Origin of the sequence: Cohnella sp. LGH, assembly GCF_017671885.1 — a bacterium.
Lineage (GTDB): Bacteria > Bacillota > Bacilli > Paenibacillales > Paenibacillaceae > Cohnella > Cohnella phaseoli.
The window spans coordinates 2,349,124-2,373,273 of sequence record NZ_CP072117.1 but is presented as its reverse complement, the minus strand read 5'-3'; the positions used below and the strand labels follow the sequence as shown (position 1 = coordinate 2,373,273).

The window sequence follows — 24,150 nt, the reverse complement described above, 5'->3', positions numbered from 1 at the left end:
AGTATGATCACCGCTCCGTTTCATAATTTGTAACCCAATTTCTCCAGCTTGGCCGCCTGCTCGATCAGCATCACGCCGCTAAGCTGCGAGCTTAGTTGTACGACCGTCTCCGGCGGCTGCGCCCACGACGTTCCGAACTTTGCCTCCTCGCCGGTTCGACCGTAATCCCACAGGCTGGCCGCATTCGTCAAGATCAGGCCGCCGTATTGGCCTCCCCGCTCTGGCTCGCGAACCGCCCATTCAGTCAAATAACGGACAAGCACGCCCTTGAACAAACCGCCGTCGCCGTCTCCTTCGTTCGGAAGCAGCCCGGTCGCCGGACTGGCCATCGCGTCAAGCACGTAGTCGGCCGTCTTATTTGCGTCTTCCCGATATTTCTCCTCGTCGGTCGCCTCGTATAGCTCCATCGCCGCGCCGATAAACACGCCCTGTCCGTAAGTAAACTTCCAGTCCTTGTCGATCGCCCCGTCTCCCGTCCGGTTGATTCCGTCCCATACGAGGCCGGATTCGGGATCGACCAGCGTGCGCTTCTGCCAATCGTAGATTTTCAGCGCCCACTCCAAATCGTCCTGAGAACTGAAATTCCGGTACAATCTTGCAGCTAAAATAACGGTCGGCGCGTTGGCGGGCGTATTCTTGTAATCAAGCTGTTCTTTACGCCAAGCGATACCGCCGCCCATCTCCTCGTTCCAGCCGCCGCGAATATCCGCCCATAGCTCAAGCGCCGCTTCCTTATACTTGTCGTCGCCCAGAAGCTCATACGCTCTCAGCCAGGCGAGCGCCATCCATTCCATATCGTCGTAATAGCCGTTCGTCCATACGCCGGCATTGCGGTCCCGAATACCGTCGAACAGCTCGCCCACCCGCTTCCTTACGTCCCCATCCTTCGTTCGCTCGTAGCGATCGAGCAGAGCGTCGGCCGCGTGCGCCTGCCACCAGTAATTAAACGGGTCGGTGCATGCCTGCAAAATACATGGAGACGCATTGTTAAACATGCCGCGCTTGTCGTCCCAGAACGAGAGATCCAGCTCGGCTCCCGCCTCGTCGGCCCGGACGGCCCACACCTCTCTGTCCGCGCCGCCTCCCGGCCAGCCGGGCAACCGCCAGAGGAGTACGGCGGCCAGCGCAAGCGCCAGAACGGCGCCCCCTGACCACACGATACGCTTTGTTGCGATGTTCGCCACCTCCTACCCTTTGACGCCGCTGAACGCAATTCCTTGCACGAAATATTTTTGCAGCAGAATAAACAGCACAAGAATCGGCAGCGTCGCTACGAGCGCCCCCGCCATCATCGGCCCGAAATCGGTCTGATGGTTGTAGGAGAACGCCTGCAGCCCCATCTGGATCGTATGCTTCATCGGATCGTTCAGCACGATCATCGGCCAGAGGAACGAGTTCCAGCCCGCCTGGAAGGTGAAAATTCCCAGCGTCGCCAGCGCCGGCTTCGTCAGCGGAAGGTAGATTTGCCAGAAAATCCGGAACTCGCCCGCCCCTTCGATCCGCGCTACTTCCATCATGTCGCTCGGCAGCGTCAGGAAAAACTGCCGCATGAAGAACACTGCGAACGAGCCCGCCGCACCGGGAAGGATGATCGCCCAGAACGAGTTCAGCAAGCCGCGTCCGCCCGCCCCCGTCCAGTCGTTGCCGCCGAAGAACGGCAGATGCATCAGCACATAAAAGCTCGGAATCATCGTCACGACGCCCGGAATCATCATCGCAGCCAGCAGCACGCGAAACAGCGGCTTGTTAAGACGGAACGTCAGCTTGGCGAACGCGTAGCCGGCCAGCGAACCGAGGAACAGGTTGGACAGCACGCCCATAATCGCGAGATAAAAGGAGTTGCCGAAATATCTCAGAAACGGAACGGTCGTGAACGCATCTCTGTAGTGGTCCAGCGTGAAATGCGAAGGCAGCCAACGGATTGGAAACGCGAAAATTTCATTGTCCGGCTTAAACGAAGTGAGCACGCTCCATAAGAAAGGAAGGAACATGACGAGCGATACGATGGTAGCCGTCACATAAAATACGGTCAAACGCAGCGCCGGGCTAATGCCCGGATTGTAGCCGCCGGCGGCGGATGTCGTTTTCATCACCTTTCATCCCCCCTATACGATCGGCTCTTCCGCTTTGGATAGCCGCATGTTGATCAGTGAGAAAATGAGAATCGCCAGCGCAAGCACAAACGCCTGAGCCGATGCATAGCCCATCTGCAGTTGATTGAAGCCTTGCTGATAGATGAGATACACGGGCGTCTTCGTTGCGTTCGCCGGTCCGCCCTGGGTCAGCACGAACGCTTGGTCGAACAGCTGCAAAGCGCCGATGATCGACATCGTGCTGACGAGGAAAGTCGTCGGTCTAAGCTGCGGCCACGTAATGTAGCGGAACCGTTGAACCGCATTTGCGCCGTCCAGCTTGGCCGATTCGTACAAGTAGTCCGGCACGCCCTGAAGACCGGCCAAATAGATGACCATGTTGGAGCCGACCGCCTGCCACAGCGTCACCATAATGACGGAGGCCATCGCCGTTCTCGTCTCCGACAGCCAGGCCGGACCGGTGACGCCGAAATAGGACAGGAAGCCGTTCAACAAGCCGAATTCCGGATGCAGCACCCACAGCCATACCGTAGCCGCGGCCACCGCCGAAGTCAGCGTCGGCAAGTAGTTCAGCGTGCGGAACACCTTGACGCCCTTGATCGCCTTGTTCAGCAGCAACGCGATCAGCAGCGAAGTCAGAATGTTAAGCGGCACGAACACCACTGTATAAAACAGCACGTTGCGAAACGTCTGCCACAGCAAACTGTCCGTATACAGCTTTCGGTAATTGGAAAGTCCAACCCAATCCATTCGGCTCAGCACGTCATAATTCGTAAAGCTCAAGTAAAAGGCCATGAACACCGGAATAACGGTAAAAACGGAGAACAGCAAAATGGCCGGCGAGATGAACAGATACGCCATGCGCGCCTGGTGGGCGTGCAGCTTGCGGGATCGAATCATGTGCGCTCTTCCTTTCTTCTCGAATTCATCCGGCTACGCGAATGCCGCATACGTCCAGCACGAGCTCGCAGTACATCATGTTCGCCCATGAAAACCACGGTCTCGTATACTTCGACGCATCGTCCGCATCGAAGCCTTCGTGCATCATGCCGGCGCCTCCGTCGGTGCGTTCCAGCAGGTCGAGCAGTCGCAGCTTCTCTTCGGGCTCCCGCGCCGTCAGCCCCTGCATCGCCAGCGCGATCGGCCAGATATAGCGATGCGACGTATGCGGACTGCCTATGCCAGCTGCTTCCTTCCCCGAGAAAAAGTAAGGATTGTGCTCGCTCAAAATAAAATTCCTTGTGCGAACGTAGGTCGGATCGTCATTGCCCGTATAGCCAAGATACGGAATCGAGAGCAAGCTGGGCACGTTCGCGTCGTCCATCAGCTTGTAGTTGCCCAGCCCGTCCGTCTCGTAGGCATAGATGTCGCCGAATTGAGGATGGTTCACGATGCCGAAGGCGCGAATGCCCGCATCGATCTCCGCTGCCAGCCTCTCCGCCTCCGTCTCCAATTCGACGTCGCCCAGCACATCCCGGGCGATCTTGGCCAGTTCGCGCAATGCCACGACCGCGAACATGTTGGAGGGAATGAGATAACCGTAATCGCAGGCGTCGTCGCTCGGCCGAAAAGCGGACCAGGTCATGCCCGTCGGACCCGTAACCGTGCCCTTGCCATCGCGGGGAAGCGTATCGGTAACCGGACAGTTTCTTCTGACGAAGCGATAGTCCGAATCTTGTTCGTGGTTTTGTTCCTTTCTCCACAGCTCGATAATAAGAGCCGCCGCCTTCCTGAACGTGCCGTTGAATTGGGTTGTCGTTCCGGCGTTTTGCCAGAGCAGGTAAGCCAGATGAAGCGGATAGCAGAGCGAATCGATCTCGTATTTGCGCTCCCAGACGAGCGGCGTCATCTCCGTCTCGTCGTTCTGGTGACCGTGGCCGTTAGCGGTTTCATTAAACGCGTTGGCGTAAGGATCATGAATAACGTAACGAAGCTGTCTCTCCACGACTCCGAGCAGCAGATGCTCAAATTCCGGCACGGATCTCGCAAGCAGCAGATAGGGTCTCGCCTGCGCCGCCGAATCTCTGAGCCACATCGCCGGGATATCGCCGGTAATGACGAATGTCGTGTCGTCCTGCAACTGTCGAAACGTCGTCTCTATCGTATTGCGAATGCAGGCGTCGAACATCGCCTGCGACTTCGGGCGGTGCGGCAATTGCCGCTGCACCGATGCGATCCATTGCTGCAGCGCTGCCAGCATGTCGGTCGTTTGAACCTTCATTTCCCCACACTCCCTTATGTCGTCTCTCTATAGAGGAGAGGGAGGCGAACCTCCCTCTCCTTTTTGGCAGCCGCTTATTTCACGTCCGCATTGTCCTTCAGCAATCTGTCTCCCTGCTCCTGCGCCTTCTTGAGCGTCGTCGCCGCATCCTGCTTGCCTTCCAGGAACAATTGCAGGTTCGGCACGAGACCGTCGCCTTCCATAATGGAGTAGCCCGGATGCTGAGGCCGGATTTTGGCAAACTCGAGCGTATCGAGGAACGGCTGCCACGAAGGATCGTCCTTGAAGAACGGATCGTCGAGCGCAGGCTTGTAGCCCGGAATGTTCAAGCTCGTCTTGGCCCACAGCAGTACGTTGTCCTTATTGGCCAGCCACCATTTGACGAACTCCCACGCTTCTTCCTTATGCTTGGAGCCTTCGCCGATGACGAGACCGAAGCCGCCCATGACGCTTCCTTTGTCCCCGTTCGGACCCGCAGGAGGCGGAACGATGCCGAAGTCGAGATCTTGGCCGTATTTTTTATAAGTGCTTAGCATCCAAGGTCCCGTGTAGTTCATCGCCAGCTTGCCGGTGACGAAAGCGTCGGTGCCTTCGCCCAGCCCTTGCTCGAAACCGATCTTGTACACCTTGTCCTGGTTCAGCATTCGGTCCCAGAGGTTAAGGACGGACAATCCTTTATCGTTGTTAAAATCGGTGGCGTCGTTGCTTGCGTTCAGCATCTGGCCGCCCGCTTGCTGATGATACATATTGAACAATCCGGCATCGCCGAGCGAGAAGCCGGCTACCTCCAGCTTGTCTCCGTTCCATTTCGTGAGCGCCTTGGCGGCGGTCGCCAGCTCTTCCCAGTTGGTCGGAGGCTGCAGTCCGGCATCCGCGAACATCTTCTTGTTGTAGAAGAGCGCCCGCGCATCTACCGTCAACGGAAGTCCGTACAGCTTGCCGTCATGGGAAAGCTCTTTAAGCGCTTCGTCGTAGTAGTCCGCCGTAGAGATGCCGTCTCTGGCCATATATTCGTCGATCGGGTGCAGAACGTTTTTCGGTGCATACAGGTTCGTCCGCCAGCGATCCCAGAACATAACGTCGGGCGAACCGCCGGAGGTTGCCGCCGTCAGAAACTTCGTGATCATGTCCTGCTGCAGCACGTACTTCACGCGAATTTTGTCCTGCGACTTATTGAACGCGTCGACCATTGTTTCGAACTGCTTCTGTCCTTCGCCGCCCCAGTCGCCCCAGAACGTAAGCTCTACGACGTCCCCGCTTCCGGAGCTCGACAGGCCGCCCCCGTTCGAAGACGACGCCGTCCCTCCTCCTCCGTTGCCGGAGTTGTTGCCGCTGCACCCGGCCAGTACGGCAAGCACAATGGCGCAGGTTATTAGGATGCCTATCCACTTTTTCATTTTGACAGCCCCTTATCCTCAGTTATTAAGCGCTTACACATAGTATACTAATTCCAAGAACATAATATGTCAACATAAATTTAACGAATATCTTATATATCAACATAATGATTTTCTCATCTTCTCTCTCTTCCTTGCCGAAAAGTAAAAGAACAAATAAGAAAAAGCCCGAATACGCATTCGAGCTTTTTCCGGAAAGGTACTATTTCGTTTTAGGGAGTAAAGAAGAGAAAACGTAGAACTACGCTGTCGTAGAGTCGCCTTGGACGATCGAGAACGGCACAGTGTTGTTGAAGGAAATCTCCTTCATGTCCCATTGCATCTGCAGCAGATCTGCCGCACCTCGTCCCATCGCGAATTCGTCCTGACTGACGTGCGTAAACAAATACTTGTTGAACGCGCTGTGCGGGGAGTCGAAGCAGACAATGCTGCAATCCTCGGGGATGCGCCTATTCATGGACAACAGCACCTCCCGCAGGATAAGCGCCAGATTGTATTCAACGGCGACGAATGCGGTCAAGTCCGGGTTCATCTCGACGAATTTTTGTACGTTGGCGAAGTCGACCTGCACGTTGCGTTCCTCGAACGAACGGGGTACGGAGCTGAACAGGTTCGTCATCAGATGCTGCGGATTCATCCGCAGCCCGTGCTGAATCAACGCGTCCGTGTAGCCCTGAATGCGGTCCTCGATCGTCGACGTATTCTCCACCGGCAGCGAGATGAAGCCGATCTCCTCATGTCCGCGGTCAAGCAGATGCTTCGTCAGCTCGAACGCCGCCAGACGGTTGTCCGTATACACGGAGCAGGCGGCCAAACCTTTCAAGTAACGATCAACGAACACTAGCGGATGCTTGTCAAGAACGAGGCGAAGCAGCTCCGAATTGTAATGCTCCCCATGCACCGGGAAGATGATAAAACCGTCCACGCCGAGCTGGAGGAACGAACGAATCGCTTCCTCCTCTTCCTCGCGTTTGTCGTACGTAATTTTCACCAGCATTCGGCAACCTAGCTCGGACAGCCGTTCCTCGACGCCGTGAATCATCCGCAGCCCGTACGAGTCGGCAAAGTCCGGCAGAATCAGACCGACCAGCTTCCAGCTTTGCGGATACGACTTCCGCGCCCCCTGAATCTGTTCCGGCTCGGGCAGCGTCTCGGCGACGAAAGAGCCTTTGCCCTGCACTCGCTCGATCAGGCCGTCCGCGGACAACATTTCGAGCGCCTTCTTCGAGGTGATGCGGCTGACGTTGAACTGGTCGGCCAGCTCCTTCTCCGATGGAACTCGCCCGCCCCGGGGCAGCTCGCCGCTTTTGATTTTCTCCAACAGGTAGTGATAGATTTGCTCGTACAATGGACCGTCCATTCAACCATCCCTTGATGTATCATGATATATCAACTATACCTAAAATCATGAAACCTATCAAGTTGAAAATCTCAGGACGCGCCTGCAACCTACCCCTTAACCGCACCCGCTGTAATGCCGCCGGTGATTTGCCGTTGGAAAATCATGTAGAAGAGCAGCACAGGGCCCATCGAGACGAGCAGCGAGGCGAACAGCGGTCCCCATTCGGTGCGGTACTGCATTTCGCTCTGCATGACGGCGATGGCGACCGGGATCGTATATTTCGTCGGGTCGTTCACGAGCACAAGCGCGAATATATATTCATTCCAGATGTTCAGTACGGTGATGATCGAGACCGAGACAAGTCCCGGCTTCACAAGAGGCAGCATAATCCGGAAGAATGTTCCGTAATGGGAAGCGCCGTCGATGGCAGCCGATTCCTCCAGCTCCTTCGGCAGCTGCTTGAAAAATCCGACCAGCACGAACACGGCAAACGGAACGGCCGTTACGGTGTAGACGAGAATAAGCCCGAGCGCCCGGTTGGTCAAGTACAAATCGTCCATCAGGAAGAACAGCGGGATAATTCCGAGAAACGCCGGAATCATCATATACGCGAGATAGGAATAATACAGCAAGCCGCTTCCTCTGAATGCGTATCTGGCGATGACGTAGGCGGTCGAAGCGGACAGGAAAGCGCCCAAGAGCGTGCTTGCGATCGTAATGATCAACGAGTTGACAAAGTAATGGCCGAAGCTGTATTTCTCCCAAACGTAGGTGAAGTTGGACCAGAGCAGCGGCAGGTCAGGCAGCTTCCACGGCCGTCCGAGCAGAAATTGCGGGTTGTCCTTAAGCGCGCTCATAATCGTCCAGATGACAGGGTACAGTACGCCCACAGCCCAGAGGAAAAGGCCGACTTTCATCAGCCAGCGGGCGCCGCTGAACTTCGTTCGCGTCTTCATGGCATATGCTCCTCTATGTTAATTCTATATTTTCCCGGTTCATGAGCTTCTGCAGCGCAACGGTCGTAATAAACGACAGAATGAGAATCAGGACGCCGATCGCCGAGCCGTAGCTGAACTTGCCGAACTTGAACGCGTTCATGTACAGATAGGAGCCCATAACCTGCGTTGCATTGTCCACTCCGCCCTCGTACGTCATAATCGAGACGATGACGAACGAGCCGCTCAGCGTCGTCATGACGATCCAGAGCACGGAAGTCTTGATTTGCTCCCACGACAGCGGCAGCGTAATGAGCCGGAATTGCCGCCATTGGGACGCTCCGTCGATCTCGGCCGCCTCGTACAGCGAAGCCGGAATCGCGAGAATGCCGGCGATAATGAGAATAATCGTAAAGCCGACACCGGCCCAGATCGAAGGCGGCAGCAAGGCGAAAATCGACCATTTGTCGCCCAGCCAGGCGAAATCGTACGTTTTCCCCGTAATCGCGGTAATCGCTGAATTCAGAAAGCCGACGTTCGGGTTGTACACATAGCGCCACAACACCCCGACGACGACGACCGACAATACGTTGGGAATGAAGAAAATTGTCCGGTAGAAGCCCGAGCCTTTGATGTTGAAGCGAGTGAGCGCCACCGCGAAAAAGACGGAAATGAGCATAAAGCCGATAATTTTGCCGAACACGAGAATGTAGTCGTTGCGGATCGTCTTCGGAATGACGTCATCGTTCATCATTTCCTTAAAGTTGTCCAGCCCGATAAAATTGTACGTCTCAGAGCCGCCGGACCAGTCGAACAGACTGAGATAGATCCCCTTAAACAGCGGGTAGATACCGAAGACGAGATACAGCAGCAGCGTCGGTAAAATAAACGTAAGAATGAACGCGTTGCGCTTCCGCTTCGCGGAGCCGGTACGTTTGGCGTTGTTCATAGAGACCTCCGTTGGTTGCCCGAGAAGCGGGGCCGGGAGCCTCTCCCGACCGCCGCTCCGTTCATCGGCAGCCTATTTATTTTCCTTCGCGCGGATTTTCTCCGTCGCTTTCTCCATGCGGTCAACCCACTCGTCCGGCGTAATGTCGCCCTTCGTCAGCGCCAGCGTCGCGTTGTTGCGCTCGGTGACCAATTCTTCCGGAATGACGACCTCCGGAGAAACGACCGTGCTGTCCGAGTTATAGAATCTCGAAGCTTCCTTCGTCAGCGCAGGCGCGTTTGTCGCTTCCAAGTCCGCCTTGATGTTCGAAGGCGCCTTGGACAGCTCCGCCCACGACTTGCCGTGAGCTTCCGTGTAGAGGAACTGCAGGAACGCTTTAGCCGCATCCGGATTTTTCGCTTTCTTCGCGATCGCCACCGTAGCGACGTAAGGGTTGGCAACATATTTGCCTCCATTATCCTGCGTAATCGAAGGCAGGAAGCCGAATTCGAAACCGGCCGGCGTATCGTTGGCCATCTCGCTCTCTACCCACAGACCGTTCGGAATGAACGCCGCTTTGTGCTGCAGCCATTGCGATTGGGAGTCGGTATGGTTAAGCGCCGGCGACCCTTGGTCGAAGAAGCCTTTGTCGCGCATTTGCACGATTTTGTCGAGCGCCTTCTTGACCGGCTCGCTGCTCCATACCCCCGCTTCGAGAGCGTTGATCTTCTTCACAATGGAGGTATCGTAGCCGTTCATCGCGACGATCGCCGGATCCAGCAGGCCGCCGTTGATGTAGTACGGATAGACGCCGGTATGGATGTAGACGCTCATCTGGCCATCCGCTTTGATCTTGTCTCCGAGCGCCAGGAAGCTTTCGAAGTCCTTCGGCGCTTCCCAGCCTTTTTCCTTAAACAGCGCCTTGTCGTAGAACGTGCCCCAGGAGCCGAATACGAGCGGAACCGCATGAACCTTGCCCGCCTGATACTCCTCCGGCTGGGCGATCAGCATGTCGCTGAGCAGCTTGCCGTCGGTGTTTTGCACCGTTTTGAACCAGTCTGTAATGTCCAGCAGCTGGTCGTCCGTCACCATCTGTCTCGTGTTGGAGCCTGCGCCGTCGATGTAGACGAAATCCGGGGGGCTGCCTTGAATCCAGCGCGGCTTCATCTGATCGTTGATTTTCGGACCGGCAGACTCTTTGATTTTCAAGTCCGGATGAAGCTGCTGAAATTCTCCGATTACTTCCTTCCACCAAGCGTCGCCGTATCCGCCGACAAAATACTGAATTTCGAAATCTCCGGTCAGCTTGACTCCTTCGGGACTTGCGCTCTCCGACCCTGAAGCGCTTTCAGACGGCTTCGCGCTTTCGGACGCTTTCGGGCTTGCCGACGGCGAGGCGTCGTTTCCTTTATCCTTGTTTCCTCCGCATGCGGACAGAACAAGGGTAAGCATCAGCAGTACACAACCCCATGTCATCGTTTTTCTAAAAAATCTCGACACGATAAAACCTCCTTGATTTCGATGTTTGATGGCTTGCATGTTCATCATAATCGTTATCAAGGAGGATCCGAATCGAATATATTTCTGTAAAACATGGAAAAAAGTACTGCGTTACGGTTTGCGACTGAGTGCGATTTCCTGCAGTCTGTCGAGCACCTGGCGCGGGCTCATCGGTCCGGACAGCACGGCCGGTCCCATATTTCTCGTCGCGTCCTGCACAGTAGACCAAGCCGGATCGTGAATCGGATAGAACATCGCCCGCTTCAAGGCGTCCAGATTTTTCGTCATCGTCGGGTTATTCAGACTCAGGTTGTCGCCGACCGTACGCGTAACCGGCAGGAAGCCTTCTCTAAGAATCAGTTCCTCGTATCTGTCATCCTCATAGAGGAAGTCAAGGAACAGGGATAGCGCCTCACGATCGGTATGGTCGGTCTTGAACGAGATCAACACGTCCTGGACGCCGAACACAAACGGCTCGACGCCATCGCGGACGGGAATCGGCCCCTTGCCCCATTTCAGGCCCTTATACTCGTAAGGGACGACCGATTCGAAATAGTTGCCGGAGATCATCATCCCCAGCTTCCCGTTGCCGAGAATGCGCTGCTTCTCGTCGCGCGTCGTCACGGTCGGATCGGCGTCCGTCAAGCCCTCCTCGTACAGCCGCTTCAGAAACTCCAGTCCCTCGACGTTAGCCTCGGAGTTGATAGCCCATTTGCCGTCCTTCATCCAGCCCCCTCCGGCGCCGATGAAGAAATACGTCAAATACGCCCATATCTCGTTGTCGGACAGATCGACGCCGAAGCCTTCGATCTGCAGCTTAGTTTTGATCCGACGCGCCGCTTGCTCCAGCTCGGACCAGGTTGCGGGCGGCTCGGACAAGCCGGCCTCATCGAATAAATCCTTGTTGTAATACAACTCCCGAACGGTGGACACGTACGGAATCGAATACTGCACGCCGCCGACTTTATGCGGATACGCCAGAAAAGGATACAGCTTCGCCGACAGCTCGGAGGACAGCAATTCGTCCATGCGGTTAAGCTTCCCGTCCTGGGCGAAATGCGCATACAAATTCGACAGCATCAGGTCGGGCGGCTGGTCTCGGCTGATCATCGTTTTGTAGACGCTGTCGATAATATCCCAGTTGATGACCTGCAGCTCAATGTCGATGTGCGGATATTCGGATTCGAACTCGTTGACCAGATTTTCGAAGTACGGCTTAGTCGCGGTGCTGTATTCCGCGGCGACAAATTTGATCAGCGATTTCTTCTCGATATTCGACGCTGCCGGGGCGGTATCGCCCATGCCCGCGTATCGGACGATCAGCCCGATCGCCAGCAGCGTCAGCAGCAGCGACAGCCCGATTGTCGCCATCGACGATTTACTCATCCGCTCGGTTGCCCCTTTCAAAACCGCTTAATCCACCAACGGGAACAGCAGCTCTTGATTGCCTTGCGTATACAGATTGTCCTTCGTAATGACCTGAGCTTCGATATTCAGCCTCGGATCAAGCTTGACGCCCCGCAGCGCCCGCGCGGCCGATTCGATCGCCAGATAGCCCATGTTAAACGGTTTCTGAACGACCGTCGCCTGCAGGACGCCTTCCTCCAGCAGTTTGATCTCGTAGATGGAGCTGTCAAAGCTGACCAGCTTGATCTTCCCGACCAACTCTCGCTCCTTGATCGCCTTCGCGGCTCCAACTGTCGCCTGTTCGTTCAAGCCGACGATGCCCCGGAGAGCGGGGTAGCGGTCGAGCAGTTCTCCCGTCCGCTCGTATGCGTCGTCCTCTTGCCCTCCGAATTCGTGCTTGCCGAGAAATTCGACGACTGAAGTCTCCGCGAACGCCTCCTCCAGCCCTCTAAGCCGATCCACCTGCGCAGAAGTTTCGACGCGGTCTCCGAGCACGGCGACCTGGAACGTCTCTTTGTCCTGCGGTGCAATCATACTCCGTCCGGCCAGTCGGCCAGCCTCCACATGATCGGTCGCGACCAGGCTGGCGGGCTGGCTGCCCGGAACGTCCGTATCGATCAGAATCAGCTTCGCCCCGGCCCGCCTCACATCCCGCGTCGCAGCCTCGAGCTTGAGCGGCTCCGTCACGCCCAGCACGAGGGCGGCGGGCTTCTTCGCCAGCGCTTCTCCGATCATCCGGATTTGCCCTTCCGCGTCCGTATCGGACAGCGTCCCCGTAATCTCGATGTCGATGTCGAACTCCTTGGCCGCCAGCTCCATTCCCTCGCGCACCGTCCGCCAATATTCGGAACGGATGTCCGACGTCTTCAGCACAACGGCGATTTTCTTGCCCCGATCGCTTGTCAGCCGCAGCGTATCGATGCCGTAGACAATGAGCAGCGCCGTAACCAGAAGCAGCAGCACCGCCGTCAACGATCGTTTTCCCGGACTCATGCGGCTCCCCCTCTATGTCAGCTTTGGCAGCACGACCGTCACCTCGGTGCCGATCGATAGCTCGCTCTTGATCCGAATTCCGTACTCGCCGCCGAACAGCTTAATTCGCTCGTTGACGTTGCGAATGCCAATACTTGCCGCCGGCCCTTCCGTTGGCTTCAGCACCTGTTCCAGACGGGACGGCTCCATGCCGATGCCGTTGTCCGCGATCACGAATTCGAGATGCTGTTCGTGAACGCTGCCGACGATGCGAATCATCCCTAGCCCCGGTTTGTTCTTGATGCCGTGATAGATCGCATTCTCGATAATCGGCTGCAAAATGATTTTCGGCACCTTATAGTTCATCATCGCGGGATCCGCCTCGATCTGAAAATCAAGCTTATCCTTATATCTCATCTTCTGGATCGACAGGTAATGCGTAATGTGCTCCAGTTCGATGCGTACCGGTACCGTCTCGTCGTTCCGGTTAATGATGGCCCGGAACAGCTTGGCCAACGAAGAAGTCATCTCCACCACCTCTTCGTGCTTGCGGCGTTCGGCCATCCAGATGATCGAGTCGAGCGTGTTGTACAGAAAATGCGGATTAATTTGCGATTGCAGCACCTTTAATTCGCTTTTCCGTTTGAAGTCTTCGTTCTGGATAATCTGGTCCATCAATTCCTTAATGCGGCCGACCATCACGTTAAACGTACGGCCGAGCTGGCCGATCTCGTTCTCCGGCAGCGCTTCGGTGCGGACGTTGAAATCCCCTTTTTCCACCTTCTTCATCTGAAGCTGCAGCCGTTTGATCGGACTGGATAGACGCCCGGAGAAGTAAAAGGACAGCAGCAGCGCGATGACGAGAGCGAGCACGGTCCAGAGTAGATAGGACATCCGAATCTGCTCCTGATTGACAATCAACTCGTTCGCATAGGCGACGCCGACGATTTTCCAGCCGAAATGGGTTTCCTGGATCGTGTAGATGCGCTTGCTGCCGCCCTCTCCAGCCGTAAAGCTGCCGGTTCCGGTCGTCATCACCCTGTCGATCAGCTCGGTCTTCAGATTGCTGGCGATCAGCTTCTGCTGCGGATGGTGAACGATGCCGCCCTCCGAGTCGAGAATGAACACGTAGCCCCTTTTGCCCAGATTGATCTGACTGCAAATTTCCTTGATGACGCTCAAATTCAAATCCACTAGAAAAATACCTTCGCCCGTAATGCCGTCCGCGCTCTTCAGCTCGCGGCTAAGCGATACAACCCAGCGGTACTCGTTCTGGATCAGATTCTGCACGTGCGGGGACGACAAAACCGAGCGGCCGCCTCCCTTCTTGGCATCTCTGTACCACGGCTGCTCCTCGATTCGACTGCTCGGGTTCAGGCTCGTGATACGACGATCAGAGACGATGCGGCCGTTGTAACCAAACACCATAATCGATGCGATATCCTTGCGCGTAACCCGTATGGATTGGAACAGATCGGATATTTTTTTCTCGTACGGCCTGACGTCCTCTTCCAACAGAAAGCTCGTGCTCTCGATGTAATATTTCAAATCTTTGTTCGTCAGCGCGAGAATTCCGATGTTCTCCATATTATTAATGTAGGATTGCAGGTTGAGATTGACCTGTTGCACGATTTCCGAGATATAGTGCTCCGAATTGCGTTCGACCGACTGCGCGGATAGACGATAGGAGATCAGACTGGTCACCAGAATGGAAAATAAAATCAGGCACAGAAAGGCGACGGATAGACTCACTTGAATGCTTCTGAATTTAAAGGTGTCGGCTGTCCAGCCTTTGATCATGCCGTCGACTCCTTCGCCATCGCGTCGCGGTATTCGGTAGGAGTGACGCCGACGTGCTTCTTGAACAGTACGCTGAAATATTGCGGATCGCTATAACCGACGCCGGCCGCGATATCGTACGTTTTAATCGGCGGATTGGCCTGCAGCAGCGTCTTCGCCGTTTCAAGCCGGATGCGCGTGACGTATTCCATCATCGTCTGCCCCGTATGCTGCTTGAACAACGTACTGAAATAGCTTTTGCTCATATGGACGTGATTGCAAATATCCATCAGCGACAGACTCTCTTCCCGATAGTGCTGTTCGATGTATTCGATTGCGCTGCGCACCTGAAGCTGCGACAGGTCGCTGCGGCGATCCGCAATCAGTTCAATCGCTTCGCAGGATATATTTTTGAGCCATGCCTCCACATCCTCCAGCCGGTGGAATTTATCGATGTGCTGCAGCGCCGAGCCTAACTGGCGCAGCCAATTCCCGCTCTCTCCGAGCAGCTCGTGAATCGAACTGACGACGTCGATCATCATCGACTGGATGCGCACGTAGCACACCTCCAGCGGCAGCGGCGACGACTTGAGCTGGCCGATAAATTGTTCGATCAGTTGGTGCGTCTCCCGATGCGTTCCCGTCTTCAGCGCGCTCGCGAACTTGCGATTCCATTCATAGTCGGGCGGGCAGGAGTACGACGAAGGTCGCTCCAAATCCTGCAAACGAATGACCCGGTTGTTGCCAAGCAGAAAACGATAGTCGAGCGCGGACAACGACGCTTCGTAAGACCAGGGAATATCGCTAAGCGAGGAGCATGGCGCGCCGACCCCGATCGTTACCGTAAACTTCATATACTTCTCCATGCTGCGGCGAATCGATTCCGCCAGCTGAGAGATTTCCGCCTCGCCGCCCTCCTCCGGGAAACCGTACAGAAGTACGACGACCCGTTCCTCTTTTGTTCGAAACACAAGAGCGTCCCGGCCTTCCGTCGTCTCCGAGGCAATTTTGTAAGCGGCGTAGCGCTGGAGCTCGGGATTGTTCTCCCAGCGTTCACGAGAACCATCGTTTAACTGATCGATATCGACGGCAAGCGCGACCAACGGCGGAACGGGCTTGACCAGGCCGAAGTACGCAAACCTGCGCTCCGCCTCCTCTTCGCCGATCGCCCCCTGTACGAGACATTCCAGAAACCGCTCCTTAAGCAGAGGCAGGCTTTCCTGCAGCTGTTCGCGCAGCCGGGCCATATTGTCGCGCTCCTCCGCCTCCCGGTCCAGCTCTATCTTGATTTTGTCGAGCAAAGCCCGCAGCTCCCGCGGCGTAATCGGCTTGATTACGAAGTCGTGTACCTTCAACCGCAGCGCCTGCTGGGCATAGTCGAATTCATCGTGTCCGGTCAGAATGACGACCTTCGTATCGGGCGCCGCCTGCGCGACCTGCTTCGTCATCTCGATGCCGTCCATATGCGGCATGCAAATATCCGACAGCACCAGGTCCGGACGATGGTCCAATATCGCCTCCAGCGCCTCCGCGCCGTTCGCATAGCCGCCGACGAACTCGTAGCCGTGGCGGGGCCAATCGATGCTTTCGCGAATCGCTTCCCTGACTTCGCTCTCGTCGTCCACGAGCATAATTTTGTACATGGATGCTGCACCCCCGTGCCATTCGCGAATGTCGTCAACGATCAGGCTCCGGCGAGATGCCGGAAGATGAGCCTTTGATGTTAACTTTACATGACGAATGCCCCGGCAAACAATGTGTTAAATTTCTTTATTGGGTTGAAAATCTTACTATGGCGGACAAATACAACAAAGAAGGGGCTGTCCCCCTAAGTAAGGTCGTACAGGATAATCGATCAAGAAAAAGTACATGTATCTCCTGGAGACGCCTCATACGGTACTGAAATCACCTCTTAACGGGTTTACCCATTCAGATTTCAGTATCGTATAGCATCGGAAGGAGATACATGTACGACAACATTCTCTATCGATTATCTTTTTGTACGACTCTTATATGACCGATATCGTCAGCCTTTGACGCTCCCCAGCACGATGCCTTTCATGAAGAAGCGCTGCAAGAACGGATAGACAAGCAGAATCGGCAGCGCGCCGAGGAAAATCTGAGCCGCCTTGGCCGTTCTGTCGCTCACCTCGGCGAGAGACTTCATGTCCGCCGCAGAGACGAGGCTGAGATCGCGGTTGATGACGACCGTCTGCAAATAGCTTTGAAGCGGATAATGATCCGGTGAGTTCATGAAAATAAGGCCGTCGAACCAGGAATTCCAATGGCCTACTGTCGCGAACAACGTAAGCGTCGCCAGTGCGGGCGCGGACAGCGGCACCATAATGCGCCACAACGTCGTCCAGTGGCCCGCGCCGTCGATGAATGCGGCTTCCTCCAATTCGCGGGGCAGCCCTCGAAAAAAGTTGAGCAGCAGCACGACGTTAAAGATAGGAACCGCCCCCGGAAGCACAAGCGCCCAGATCGAATCCATAATTCCTGTATACTTTACGATCATATATTGCGGGATAAGACCGCCGTAGAACAGCATCGTGACGACGAATATCCAGACGTAGAGCGTGCGGTAAGGAAACCGGCCAACCTCCTTGGACAACGGATAGGCGACAAGGATGGTTAACGCCATGTTGACCGTCAGCCCGATTGCAACCCGCGTCAGCGTCACCCCGATCGACTTCAGAAACTCCGGCTTGGCCAGCACGAAGCGATAAGAGCTTAGCGTAAAATCGACGGGCCACAGCTTCACGAGCCCGGCGGTCGCCGCTTGACTGGAGCTGAAGGAGACGGCCAGCACATGGATCAGCGGGATGAGACAGAGCAGAGATAACAAGGCTAGCGCCGCATAGTTTGCGCCGATAAACACTTTCCTGCCCGGGGAGTAAGACTCGACCATATTGCCCCTCCTTTCAGAAAATCCGATAGTTCGCGAATCGATAGGCCAAATAATAGGATGCGGTAATAAACGTGAACGACACGACGGATTTGAACAATCCGACCGCCGTAGCCACACCGTACTGCGCGTCGACGAGGCCGATCCGGTATACGAACGTATCGATAATATCGCCGCTTTCGTATACTTGCGGGCTGTACAGATTAAACACCTGGTCGAATCCGGCGTTAAGAACGTTGCCCAGCGCCAGCGTCATCGTCAGCACGATGATCGGCATCATGCCCGGCAGCGTCACGTTCAGCGTCTGCTTCCAGCGCCCTGCCCCGTCCACGATGGCCGCTTCGTACAGCGCGGGATTGATGCCAGTCAAAGCGGCAAGGTAGACGATCGTATTAAATCCGAATTCCTTCCATACGTCCGACAGGACGAGAACTGGCCGAAACCAGGAATTGTCGCCGAGGAAATAAATCGATTCGATGCCGAAGAGACCGAGAAATTGATTCACGATGCCGCTTGAAGGCGACAAAATATCAATCAGAATGCCGCCGAGAATAATCCACGATAGAAAATGCGGCAAATAGATCAGCGTTTGCACGCCGCGCTTGAACAGCTCCTTGCGCACTTCGTTCAGAAGCAGCGCGACGGTAATCGGCACCATCAGGCCGACGACGATTTTGAACATCGCGATGAGGATCGTGTTTTTAAGCACCCGCATCGAATCGGGCATATCGAGCACATAGCGGAAATTGTCCAGCCCCGCCCAATCCGAAGCGAACAATCCCCCTTTGGCCGGCATGAACTTCTGGAAAGCGATGACGATTCCGACCATCGGACCGTAGCTGTAGATCAGCACCAGAATTAAGCCCGGCAGCAGCATCAGATGCAGCGGCCAATAAGGCGATTTCATGTTACGCAGCATCGCTGCCCCCTCCTGCTTTCGTTATCGTGTAAGGCGGTAAAGATGATCGATAGAGGATGAGGATGTTGTCGTGCATGTATCTCCTTCCGACGCTATACGGTCCTGAAATGGGGGATGGTTAACCCGTGACAAGGTTGATTTCAAGACCGTATAAGGCAGTCTTCGGGTTAATCATGACCCTCAACGTTTCCAATCGATTGGAAGTTAGTCGAAATATCATACAAAGCAACTCAAATAAGCAGCAAACGATGGACGTTGTTCGAAAAACCACACAAAGCAACTCGAATCAGGTTCAAACGACGGAAGTTTGTATGGAAAATCGTACAAATCGACCAAAATAAAGGTTTGCATGTCACTCAAGCGTCTTCGATGATTATACAGATAACTACCGGTAAATATTTGGAAGTTTTATGGGTCATGATTAGGTCTCCGGAAATACATGCACTTTGTTCATCGACAATCTTTCATGACTCTACCTGCGAGACAGTCCCTCCCCGCCAGCCGCCGCCTACTTGGCTGCCTTCCATTCGTTGACTTCCGCCGTAATCGCGTCGCCGCCGAGCTTCTTCCAGTCGCTTACGAACTTATCGAAGTTGTCGATCGAATCTCCCATGATGATTTTCGAGAATACTTCCAGCTCCATCTTCTGCAGCGTGGCATCCTTCTCTACCATCGTGGACGTAGGCGCACCGTAAAATTCGTTCGCTAAAATCAGATTTCCCGACACATATTGGTTAATAACCTTGAACGAACCGTCCTTGCCGAATACGCGCTCGTACGCCCAGCCCAGCTCCGTGCCTTCCTTGCCGGACAAATACTCGCTGATTTGCCGCTCGTTGTCCTGCTCCTCCGGATTCAGCTTGCTCTTGTCGCCGCTGTTGGCCGCTTCCAGCAGGTGCAGGTGAATGTCCAAGTTTTTGCGCGCCGGCCACGCCTGGAACGGAATATACTTATGGCGCTCGACGCCGCCCTTCGTAAAGTGCTCCGCGTAATTGTCGGGAGTGGTCGACTCGCCCCATCCGGTTTCGACGAACAGATTGATGATTTTAAGCAGCGCTTCCGGGTTTTTCGCTTTCTTCAGCACCGCGTAATACGTGCCGACCGCCAGATCGGTTCTCGGCTGCGCGACGCGATCGTCCACAGATACGAGCGGATACGCTTGCCACTCTGCGTCGCTGTCGTTTTTCTTATTGTCTACGAGCGGCCAGAGCGGATTCCACATCTGACCGAAGTGCATGCCGGCCCGACCGGCCGCCGCGAATTCCGCCGCTTTGCCCGAGTCCTTCACTCCGAACTCGCGATCGATCTCGCCTTTCTTGTACATTTCCTGCAGCTTGGCCAGCGCCTGCTTCATCTCCGGCTGAATGCTTCCGTATATGAGCTGGCCCGACTCGTCTTGAATCCATTGGCGCGGATAAGCGTGGAAGCCATTCATAAAGCCGTCTACGCCTGCGTAACCGCCGTACAGATCCTTGTTCAGCGAAATTCCGATCGAATCCGGCTTGCCGTTGCCGTCCGGGTCCTGCGTCGTAAATGCTTCGGAAATCGCATAGACGTCCTCCATCGTTCGCGGCTCGGGCAGGTTCAGCTTGTTCAGCCAATCGCTGCGAACCCAGAGCAGCATCGCATTGTCCATCGACGAGGTCGTATTCGGAATGGCCATCAGCTTGCCGCCGAATGTGGCCGACGCCAGCGCGTTCGGTCCGTCCTGATTCAGAATTTCCTTCGCGAACGGCGAGGCGAATTGCTCGTACACATCGGTTAAATCCATCAGCAGATCGGCCTCCACCAGTTGCTTGAGCTGACGGGAGTTAACCGGGATAAAGTCCGGCAAATCTCCCGAAGCGATCGAGACGTTCATCTTCTGCTCGCCCTGGCCGCCCGGCGCGTCGCCGCTGACGACCCAATTGTTCTTCACGGTAATGCCCAGCTTGTCTTGAATCGTCCGCGTCCAGACGTTATTGTCGATCGATTCCCCTTCATCGTATTTGTACGTATCGTTAACGATCCGAACGGTCGTAATCTCGATCGGAGGATCGTACTTGTCCAGCGGCCCGTTCGGAGCGGCGCTATTCTCTGTTTGCTCGGTCGCGCTGCTGGAGCTTGACGCAGACGCGGATGCCTGACCTCCGTTGGTCTCCTTGTTCTCAGTTCCGGAGCAAGCGCTTACAAATAACATTAAAGCAGCAAGCCCTGCAGCCGCTCCCGACGTCCCCTTCCATCTCTTCATATTACTCCTCCTCATTTAACGTAGTAGTTTGCCTGTTTTCAGTATAGGTCGGAGCGCCGAACGATGAAATGGAACAACGTATAGATTTGTTCTCTTTTATTTTGAAATTCGGGCAAAGGGGAGCGCTGAACGTTCAACGCCCCGCTTGCTCGCGATATTCTTGCGGCCCAAGCCCGGTATGTTTGCGGAAGAAGCGGGTAAAATAGCCAGCGTTTTCGAAGCCGACGGCAGCGGCCAGCTCGTGAATCTTAAGGTGGGACTGCTGCAGCAGCTCCTTCGCCTTCTCCAGACGAACGCCGACAATGTAGTCGGACAAATTTTGTCCAGTCGTTTGCTTATAGAGCACCGACAAATAAGCCGGGTTCAAATAGACGAGCTCGGCAAGAGCGGTAAGCGACAGATCGCCCCCGACCCGCTCGCGGATATGACGGTTGACCCGCTCGACGATTCTGTCCGTACGTTCTTCCTGAGCGCCCCGCTTGAAGGCGATTAATCGCGCGGCCGTATCTTGCAGAAATCTGACCGCCTGCTCCCGTGCGGGGTGCCCCTTCGCGTCCATCAGCCGTTCCAGCAGATCGTCCTCCATCTCCTCCGCCCAGCCCGCGCGGTTGATTAGCCCGATCATCAGATTCGCGGCCGTATAATACGCCTCCAGATAACGCGAATACTCTCCTCCGTGCCCGACCATTGCCGAGATCGCCGTTATCGCCTCTTCCTCGCGCCCGCTCTCCAGTGCGGCTTCGAGCCGCTCGCGCTGTCGGGACAGCTGCGTCGGCCAGCATGCCTCTCCGCGCTCGGGTTCGCTACCCGCGCCGGACAGCAGCTGCATGTTCTCGCCCAAGCCTACGCCGACGACCAACCTGCGCCTCATCAGGTAGTAAGAGTCGGCGAGTGCGGACCACGGCACGAATCCCCGGCTGCTGATGACGGACAGAGGCAGCCGAAGAAGCTGCGTACAGGCCGTTTGGGCCGTCTCCAGCGTGCCGGCGACAAAAGCGGTCATCGCCTCGGCGTCCTTTAGCGAACCGACGACTTGCTCATTCTCGTTCGGCTGCAGCAGCAGCATTAAATAATGCTCGTCCACATGTACGGCTTGCATTCGTACTTTCTCGAACAGTTCGCCCATAATGTTCTCAATCGCGAACTGCAGCAAAGTTCGCCCGCCGCCCTTCATCTCCTCCGGCCAGCGATCCACCCTTGCCAGAACCGGCAGCAGCGGCGCTTCCGCATCAAGCGAACAGCCCAGCTCTTCAAGACGGACCGCCGACAGTCCGGCATCCTCGATCCCATGCAGCAGCGCGCGGCGAAACCATTCGTTACGCAGGGAAGGCAGCGCTTGGCGAATTCTCTCCTGTGCGTCGCGCATAATCTGCTCGTTGCGCCATTCCTCCTGCAATGCCGCTACGGCGGTGCCGATCGCTCGCTCGATCGGCTCGTCTCCCTCCGTCTTCAAAATATAATCGACGCTTCCGTCCCTCATCGCCTGCTGGACATAGCTCGTCTCGTTGATCCCCGTCAAGAAAATCACCTTGCATCTCGGCCATCTGGCCCGAATTTCCTTCAACAGCCGCAGCCCGTCCATTCCCGGCATCCGAATATCGCTGAGCACGATATCGATCTTGATCCGGTTCAGCCATTCGATCGCTTCGATCGCCGAATAGGCGCGGTACAGTTCGAGCTCGGGCAAGTCGGCTTCCTCCAGCATTTCGTACAGCCCGTCTACCGTATACGGCTCGTCGTCAACGATTAACAGTCGATGCATCGTACTCCTCTCCTTTCTTCAGCGGCAGCTTCAGCTCCGCAAGCAAGCCTCCGCCCTCGCCTCGCGATAAGATTAATCCGCTCTCCGGCCCGTACTTGATCTGCACGCGGCGATGAACGTTGATCAGCCCCGTGCTCTCTGTCTGTCGCTCCGGATCGAGCATCATCTGGCGCAGCTCCTGCAGCTTGCGCTCGTCCAGTTCCTCCCCGTTGTCCTCCACGGACACGACGAGCATATCCGGCTCCTGCCGGAAGGCGACGGCGATCCAGCCGTCCGTCATTTTATTTTCCAGCCCGTAGTTGTACGCGTTCTCAATTAGAGGCTGGAGGATCAGCCTCGGTACAAGGTAGCGCTCCAGCTCCGCAGGAAGCTCGGCGAATTCGCTGCGAATCCGGCTCCCGAAGCGAAAGGATTGGATTTCCGTGTACGTCCGTGCATACTTCACCTCAAGCTGCAGCGAAATTTCGTCCTTCCCGTCCCGAGTAATGAACTGGAAGTAATCTCCCAAATATTTTGTAAACCGCACGATGTTGTCATGGTCCCGCAGCTTCGCCATGCGATGGAGGATAAAGAAGCTATTGTACAGAAAATGCGGATTGATCTGGGACTGCAGATGCCGAAGCTCGGCGAGACGAACCCGATACTTATGCTCGTACACCTCGTGAACGAGCACGTTCAACTCCCTGACCATCGTGTTAAACCGGTTGAACAGCACTCCGAATTCGTCCTTAAGCGGATATTGGACGACAATGTTCAGATTCCCCTGCTCGACTTTGTTGAAGGAGCGAATTAGCGTGCGCAGCGGCCGCTGTATGATTCGGTAAAGGCTCAGCGCGAAGAAAATGACGATCACGACCGACATCAGCGTCAGCAGCAGCATCCACCATCGATACCGTTCGAGCGAGCCGAAGGCCGCGCTTTCCGGCATCAGAATCGATAGCGTCGTATCCAGCTTAGCCGACGATTTGTCGATGACCAAATATTTTTCCCCTCCTACATTAAGCGTCTGGCCGGGAGCGGAGCCGCTCTGCCGCTGAAGAACGGCCGCCTCAGCCTCCGGCAAGCTTTTGTCGTCGACAATGCTCCAAGGCAGGCGGTTACCGGTCAATACGGCCGTCTCTCCGTTGTTCGTGAATTGACGAAGCGCTTCCCGCAGCGCCGGCTTAGACACCTCCACCGCCAGCAGAAATACCGGAGCCTTCTTGCCGGATGGGGGGTCGGGATAGGGAACGCTGATGAACAGCCGATCTTTCCACAGCAGATAAGGAGATTCATAGCGGTTAGTCGCTACGGATAGCGCGAGGAACGCTTCTTCGTCGAAGGCGACGATCGCGTTGTCGTTCGAGGTGACGCTGCGGTCCAACCGCGGAATGAATGCGATTACATTTTGCACGAAGCTATTCGACGTTTTCACCAAGTTCAGCTTGCTCTTCAGCGCCAGAATCGCATCCGTCCGCTCAATGTCGGACATGACGTCGACCGCAGTGCTTAGCTTCATCAGATCAACGTCGTTCACATAGGCTTCGATCAGCTTGATGACCCGCTCGAAATCCGACTCGATCAGGTTGACGTACAGCTCCACCTTGGCGTTCATCGAGCTGACGATTTCCTTGCGGACCGTCTCCTGGCCGGACTCGTTCATATACAGGTTTAGCGTGTATAGCGGAATCAGCAGCGCCAGGAACGTCAGGACGATCTTCATAAAGATGGAGCTGCGGGGCGCCTGCGTAATGATCTTCATTAATGTGGCCTCCTTC

18 protein-coding genes are annotated in these 24,150 nt (G+C 55.6%); all 18 read right to left on the bottom strand.

All coding sequences use genetic code 11. From position 1 onward, the window contains the following. Positions 1–20 precede the first annotated feature (20 nt). The 18 genes from J4772_RS09510 to J4772_RS09425 all read right to left on the bottom strand — a co-directional run bounded on the left by J4772_RS09510 (position 21) and on the right by J4772_RS09425 (position 24,134). Positions 21–1,184, bottom strand: coding sequence for a glycoside hydrolase family 76 protein (locus J4772_RS09510; RefSeq protein ID WP_247741060.1), 1,164 nt, complete (start codon positions 1,182–1,184; stop codon positions 21–23). Positions 1,185–1,187: 3 nt separating this feature from the next. Next, on the bottom strand, positions 1,188–2,090 hold the full coding sequence (locus tag J4772_RS09505) for a carbohydrate ABC transporter permease (RefSeq protein ID WP_116058745.1): 903 nt from the start codon (positions 2,088–2,090) through the stop codon (positions 1,188–1,190). Between the two features lie 15 nt (positions 2,091–2,105). Next, positions 2,106–2,993: a carbohydrate ABC transporter permease gene (locus J4772_RS09500; protein WP_116058744.1), complete on the bottom strand. Its 888-nt coding sequence runs from the start codon at positions 2,991–2,993 to the stop codon at positions 2,106–2,108. A 25-nt stretch (positions 2,994–3,018) separates the two neighbouring features. Continuing rightward, positions 3,019–4,314 (bottom strand): glycoside hydrolase family 125 protein, encoded by a 1,296-nt coding sequence (locus tag J4772_RS09495; protein ID WP_209075039.1) that lies wholly within the window; start codon positions 4,312–4,314, stop codon positions 3,019–3,021. Positions 4,315–4,388: 74 nt separating this feature from the next. After that, complete coding sequence (locus J4772_RS09490) at positions 4,389–5,711, bottom strand: ABC transporter substrate-binding protein (protein ID WP_209075038.1); 1,323 nt, start codon at positions 5,709–5,711, stop codon at positions 4,389–4,391. Between the two features lie 241 nt (positions 5,712–5,952). Beyond that, a complete protein-coding gene (locus J4772_RS09485) occupies positions 5,953–7,071 on the bottom strand; it encodes a GntR family transcriptional regulator (protein WP_116058741.1) in 1,119 nt (372 codons plus the stop codon). 89 nt (positions 7,072–7,160) lie between these two features. After that, the gene (locus J4772_RS09480; RefSeq protein ID WP_116058740.1) at positions 7,161–8,009 is read right to left on the bottom strand and encodes a carbohydrate ABC transporter permease; all 849 of its coding nucleotides are present in this window, start codon (positions 8,007–8,009) and stop codon (positions 7,161–7,163) included. A 13-nt stretch (positions 8,010–8,022) separates the two neighbouring features. Continuing rightward, a complete protein-coding gene (locus J4772_RS09475; protein ID WP_209075037.1) occupies positions 8,023–8,937 on the bottom strand; it encodes a carbohydrate ABC transporter permease in 915 nt (304 codons plus the stop codon). Positions 8,938–9,009: 72 nt separating this feature from the next. After that, a complete protein-coding gene (locus J4772_RS09470; protein WP_247741059.1) occupies positions 9,010–10,416 on the bottom strand; it encodes an ABC transporter substrate-binding protein in 1,407 nt (468 codons plus the stop codon). A 111-nt stretch (positions 10,417–10,527) separates the two neighbouring features. After that, complete coding sequence (locus J4772_RS09465; protein ID WP_209075036.1) at positions 10,528–11,802, bottom strand: extracellular solute-binding protein; 1,275 nt, start codon at positions 11,800–11,802, stop codon at positions 10,528–10,530. A gap of 27 nt (positions 11,803–11,829) precedes the next feature. Further along, positions 11,830–12,816: a substrate-binding domain-containing protein gene (locus J4772_RS09460; RefSeq protein ID WP_209075035.1), complete on the bottom strand. Its 987-nt coding sequence runs from the start codon at positions 12,814–12,816 to the stop codon at positions 11,830–11,832. 12 nt (positions 12,817–12,828) lie between these two features. Then, positions 12,829–14,595, bottom strand: a complete 1,767-nt coding sequence (locus J4772_RS09455; RefSeq protein ID WP_116058736.1) for a cache domain-containing sensor histidine kinase — start codon at positions 14,593–14,595, stop codon at positions 12,829–12,831. Beyond that, entirely contained in the window at positions 14,592–16,217 is a 1,626-nt protein-coding gene (locus J4772_RS09450; protein ID WP_209075034.1) for a response regulator, read from the bottom strand. The genes J4772_RS09455 and J4772_RS09450 overlap by 4 nt, the downstream gene beginning before the upstream one ends. 383 nt (positions 16,218–16,600) lie before the next feature. Next, entirely contained in the window at positions 16,601–17,485 is an 885-nt protein-coding gene (locus J4772_RS09445) for a carbohydrate ABC transporter permease (RefSeq protein ID WP_116058734.1), read from the bottom strand. Between the two features lie 13 nt (positions 17,486–17,498). Further along, on the bottom strand, positions 17,499–18,401 hold the full coding sequence (locus J4772_RS09440; protein WP_209075033.1) for an ABC transporter permease: 903 nt from the start codon (positions 18,399–18,401) through the stop codon (positions 17,499–17,501). 508 nt (positions 18,402–18,909) lie between these two features. After that, complete coding sequence (locus J4772_RS09435) at positions 18,910–20,631, bottom strand: extracellular solute-binding protein (protein ID WP_209075032.1); 1,722 nt, start codon at positions 20,629–20,631, stop codon at positions 18,910–18,912. Between the two features lie 133 nt (positions 20,632–20,764). Beyond that, positions 20,765–22,393 (bottom strand): response regulator transcription factor, encoded by a 1,629-nt coding sequence (locus J4772_RS09430; RefSeq protein ID WP_209075031.1) that lies wholly within the window; start codon positions 22,391–22,393, stop codon positions 20,765–20,767. After that, positions 22,371–24,134: a sensor histidine kinase gene (locus J4772_RS09425; protein ID WP_209075030.1), complete on the bottom strand. Its 1,764-nt coding sequence runs from the start codon at positions 24,132–24,134 to the stop codon at positions 22,371–22,373. The genes J4772_RS09430 and J4772_RS09425 overlap by 23 nt, the downstream gene beginning before the upstream one ends. Positions 24,135–24,150: the final 16 nt, after the last annotated feature.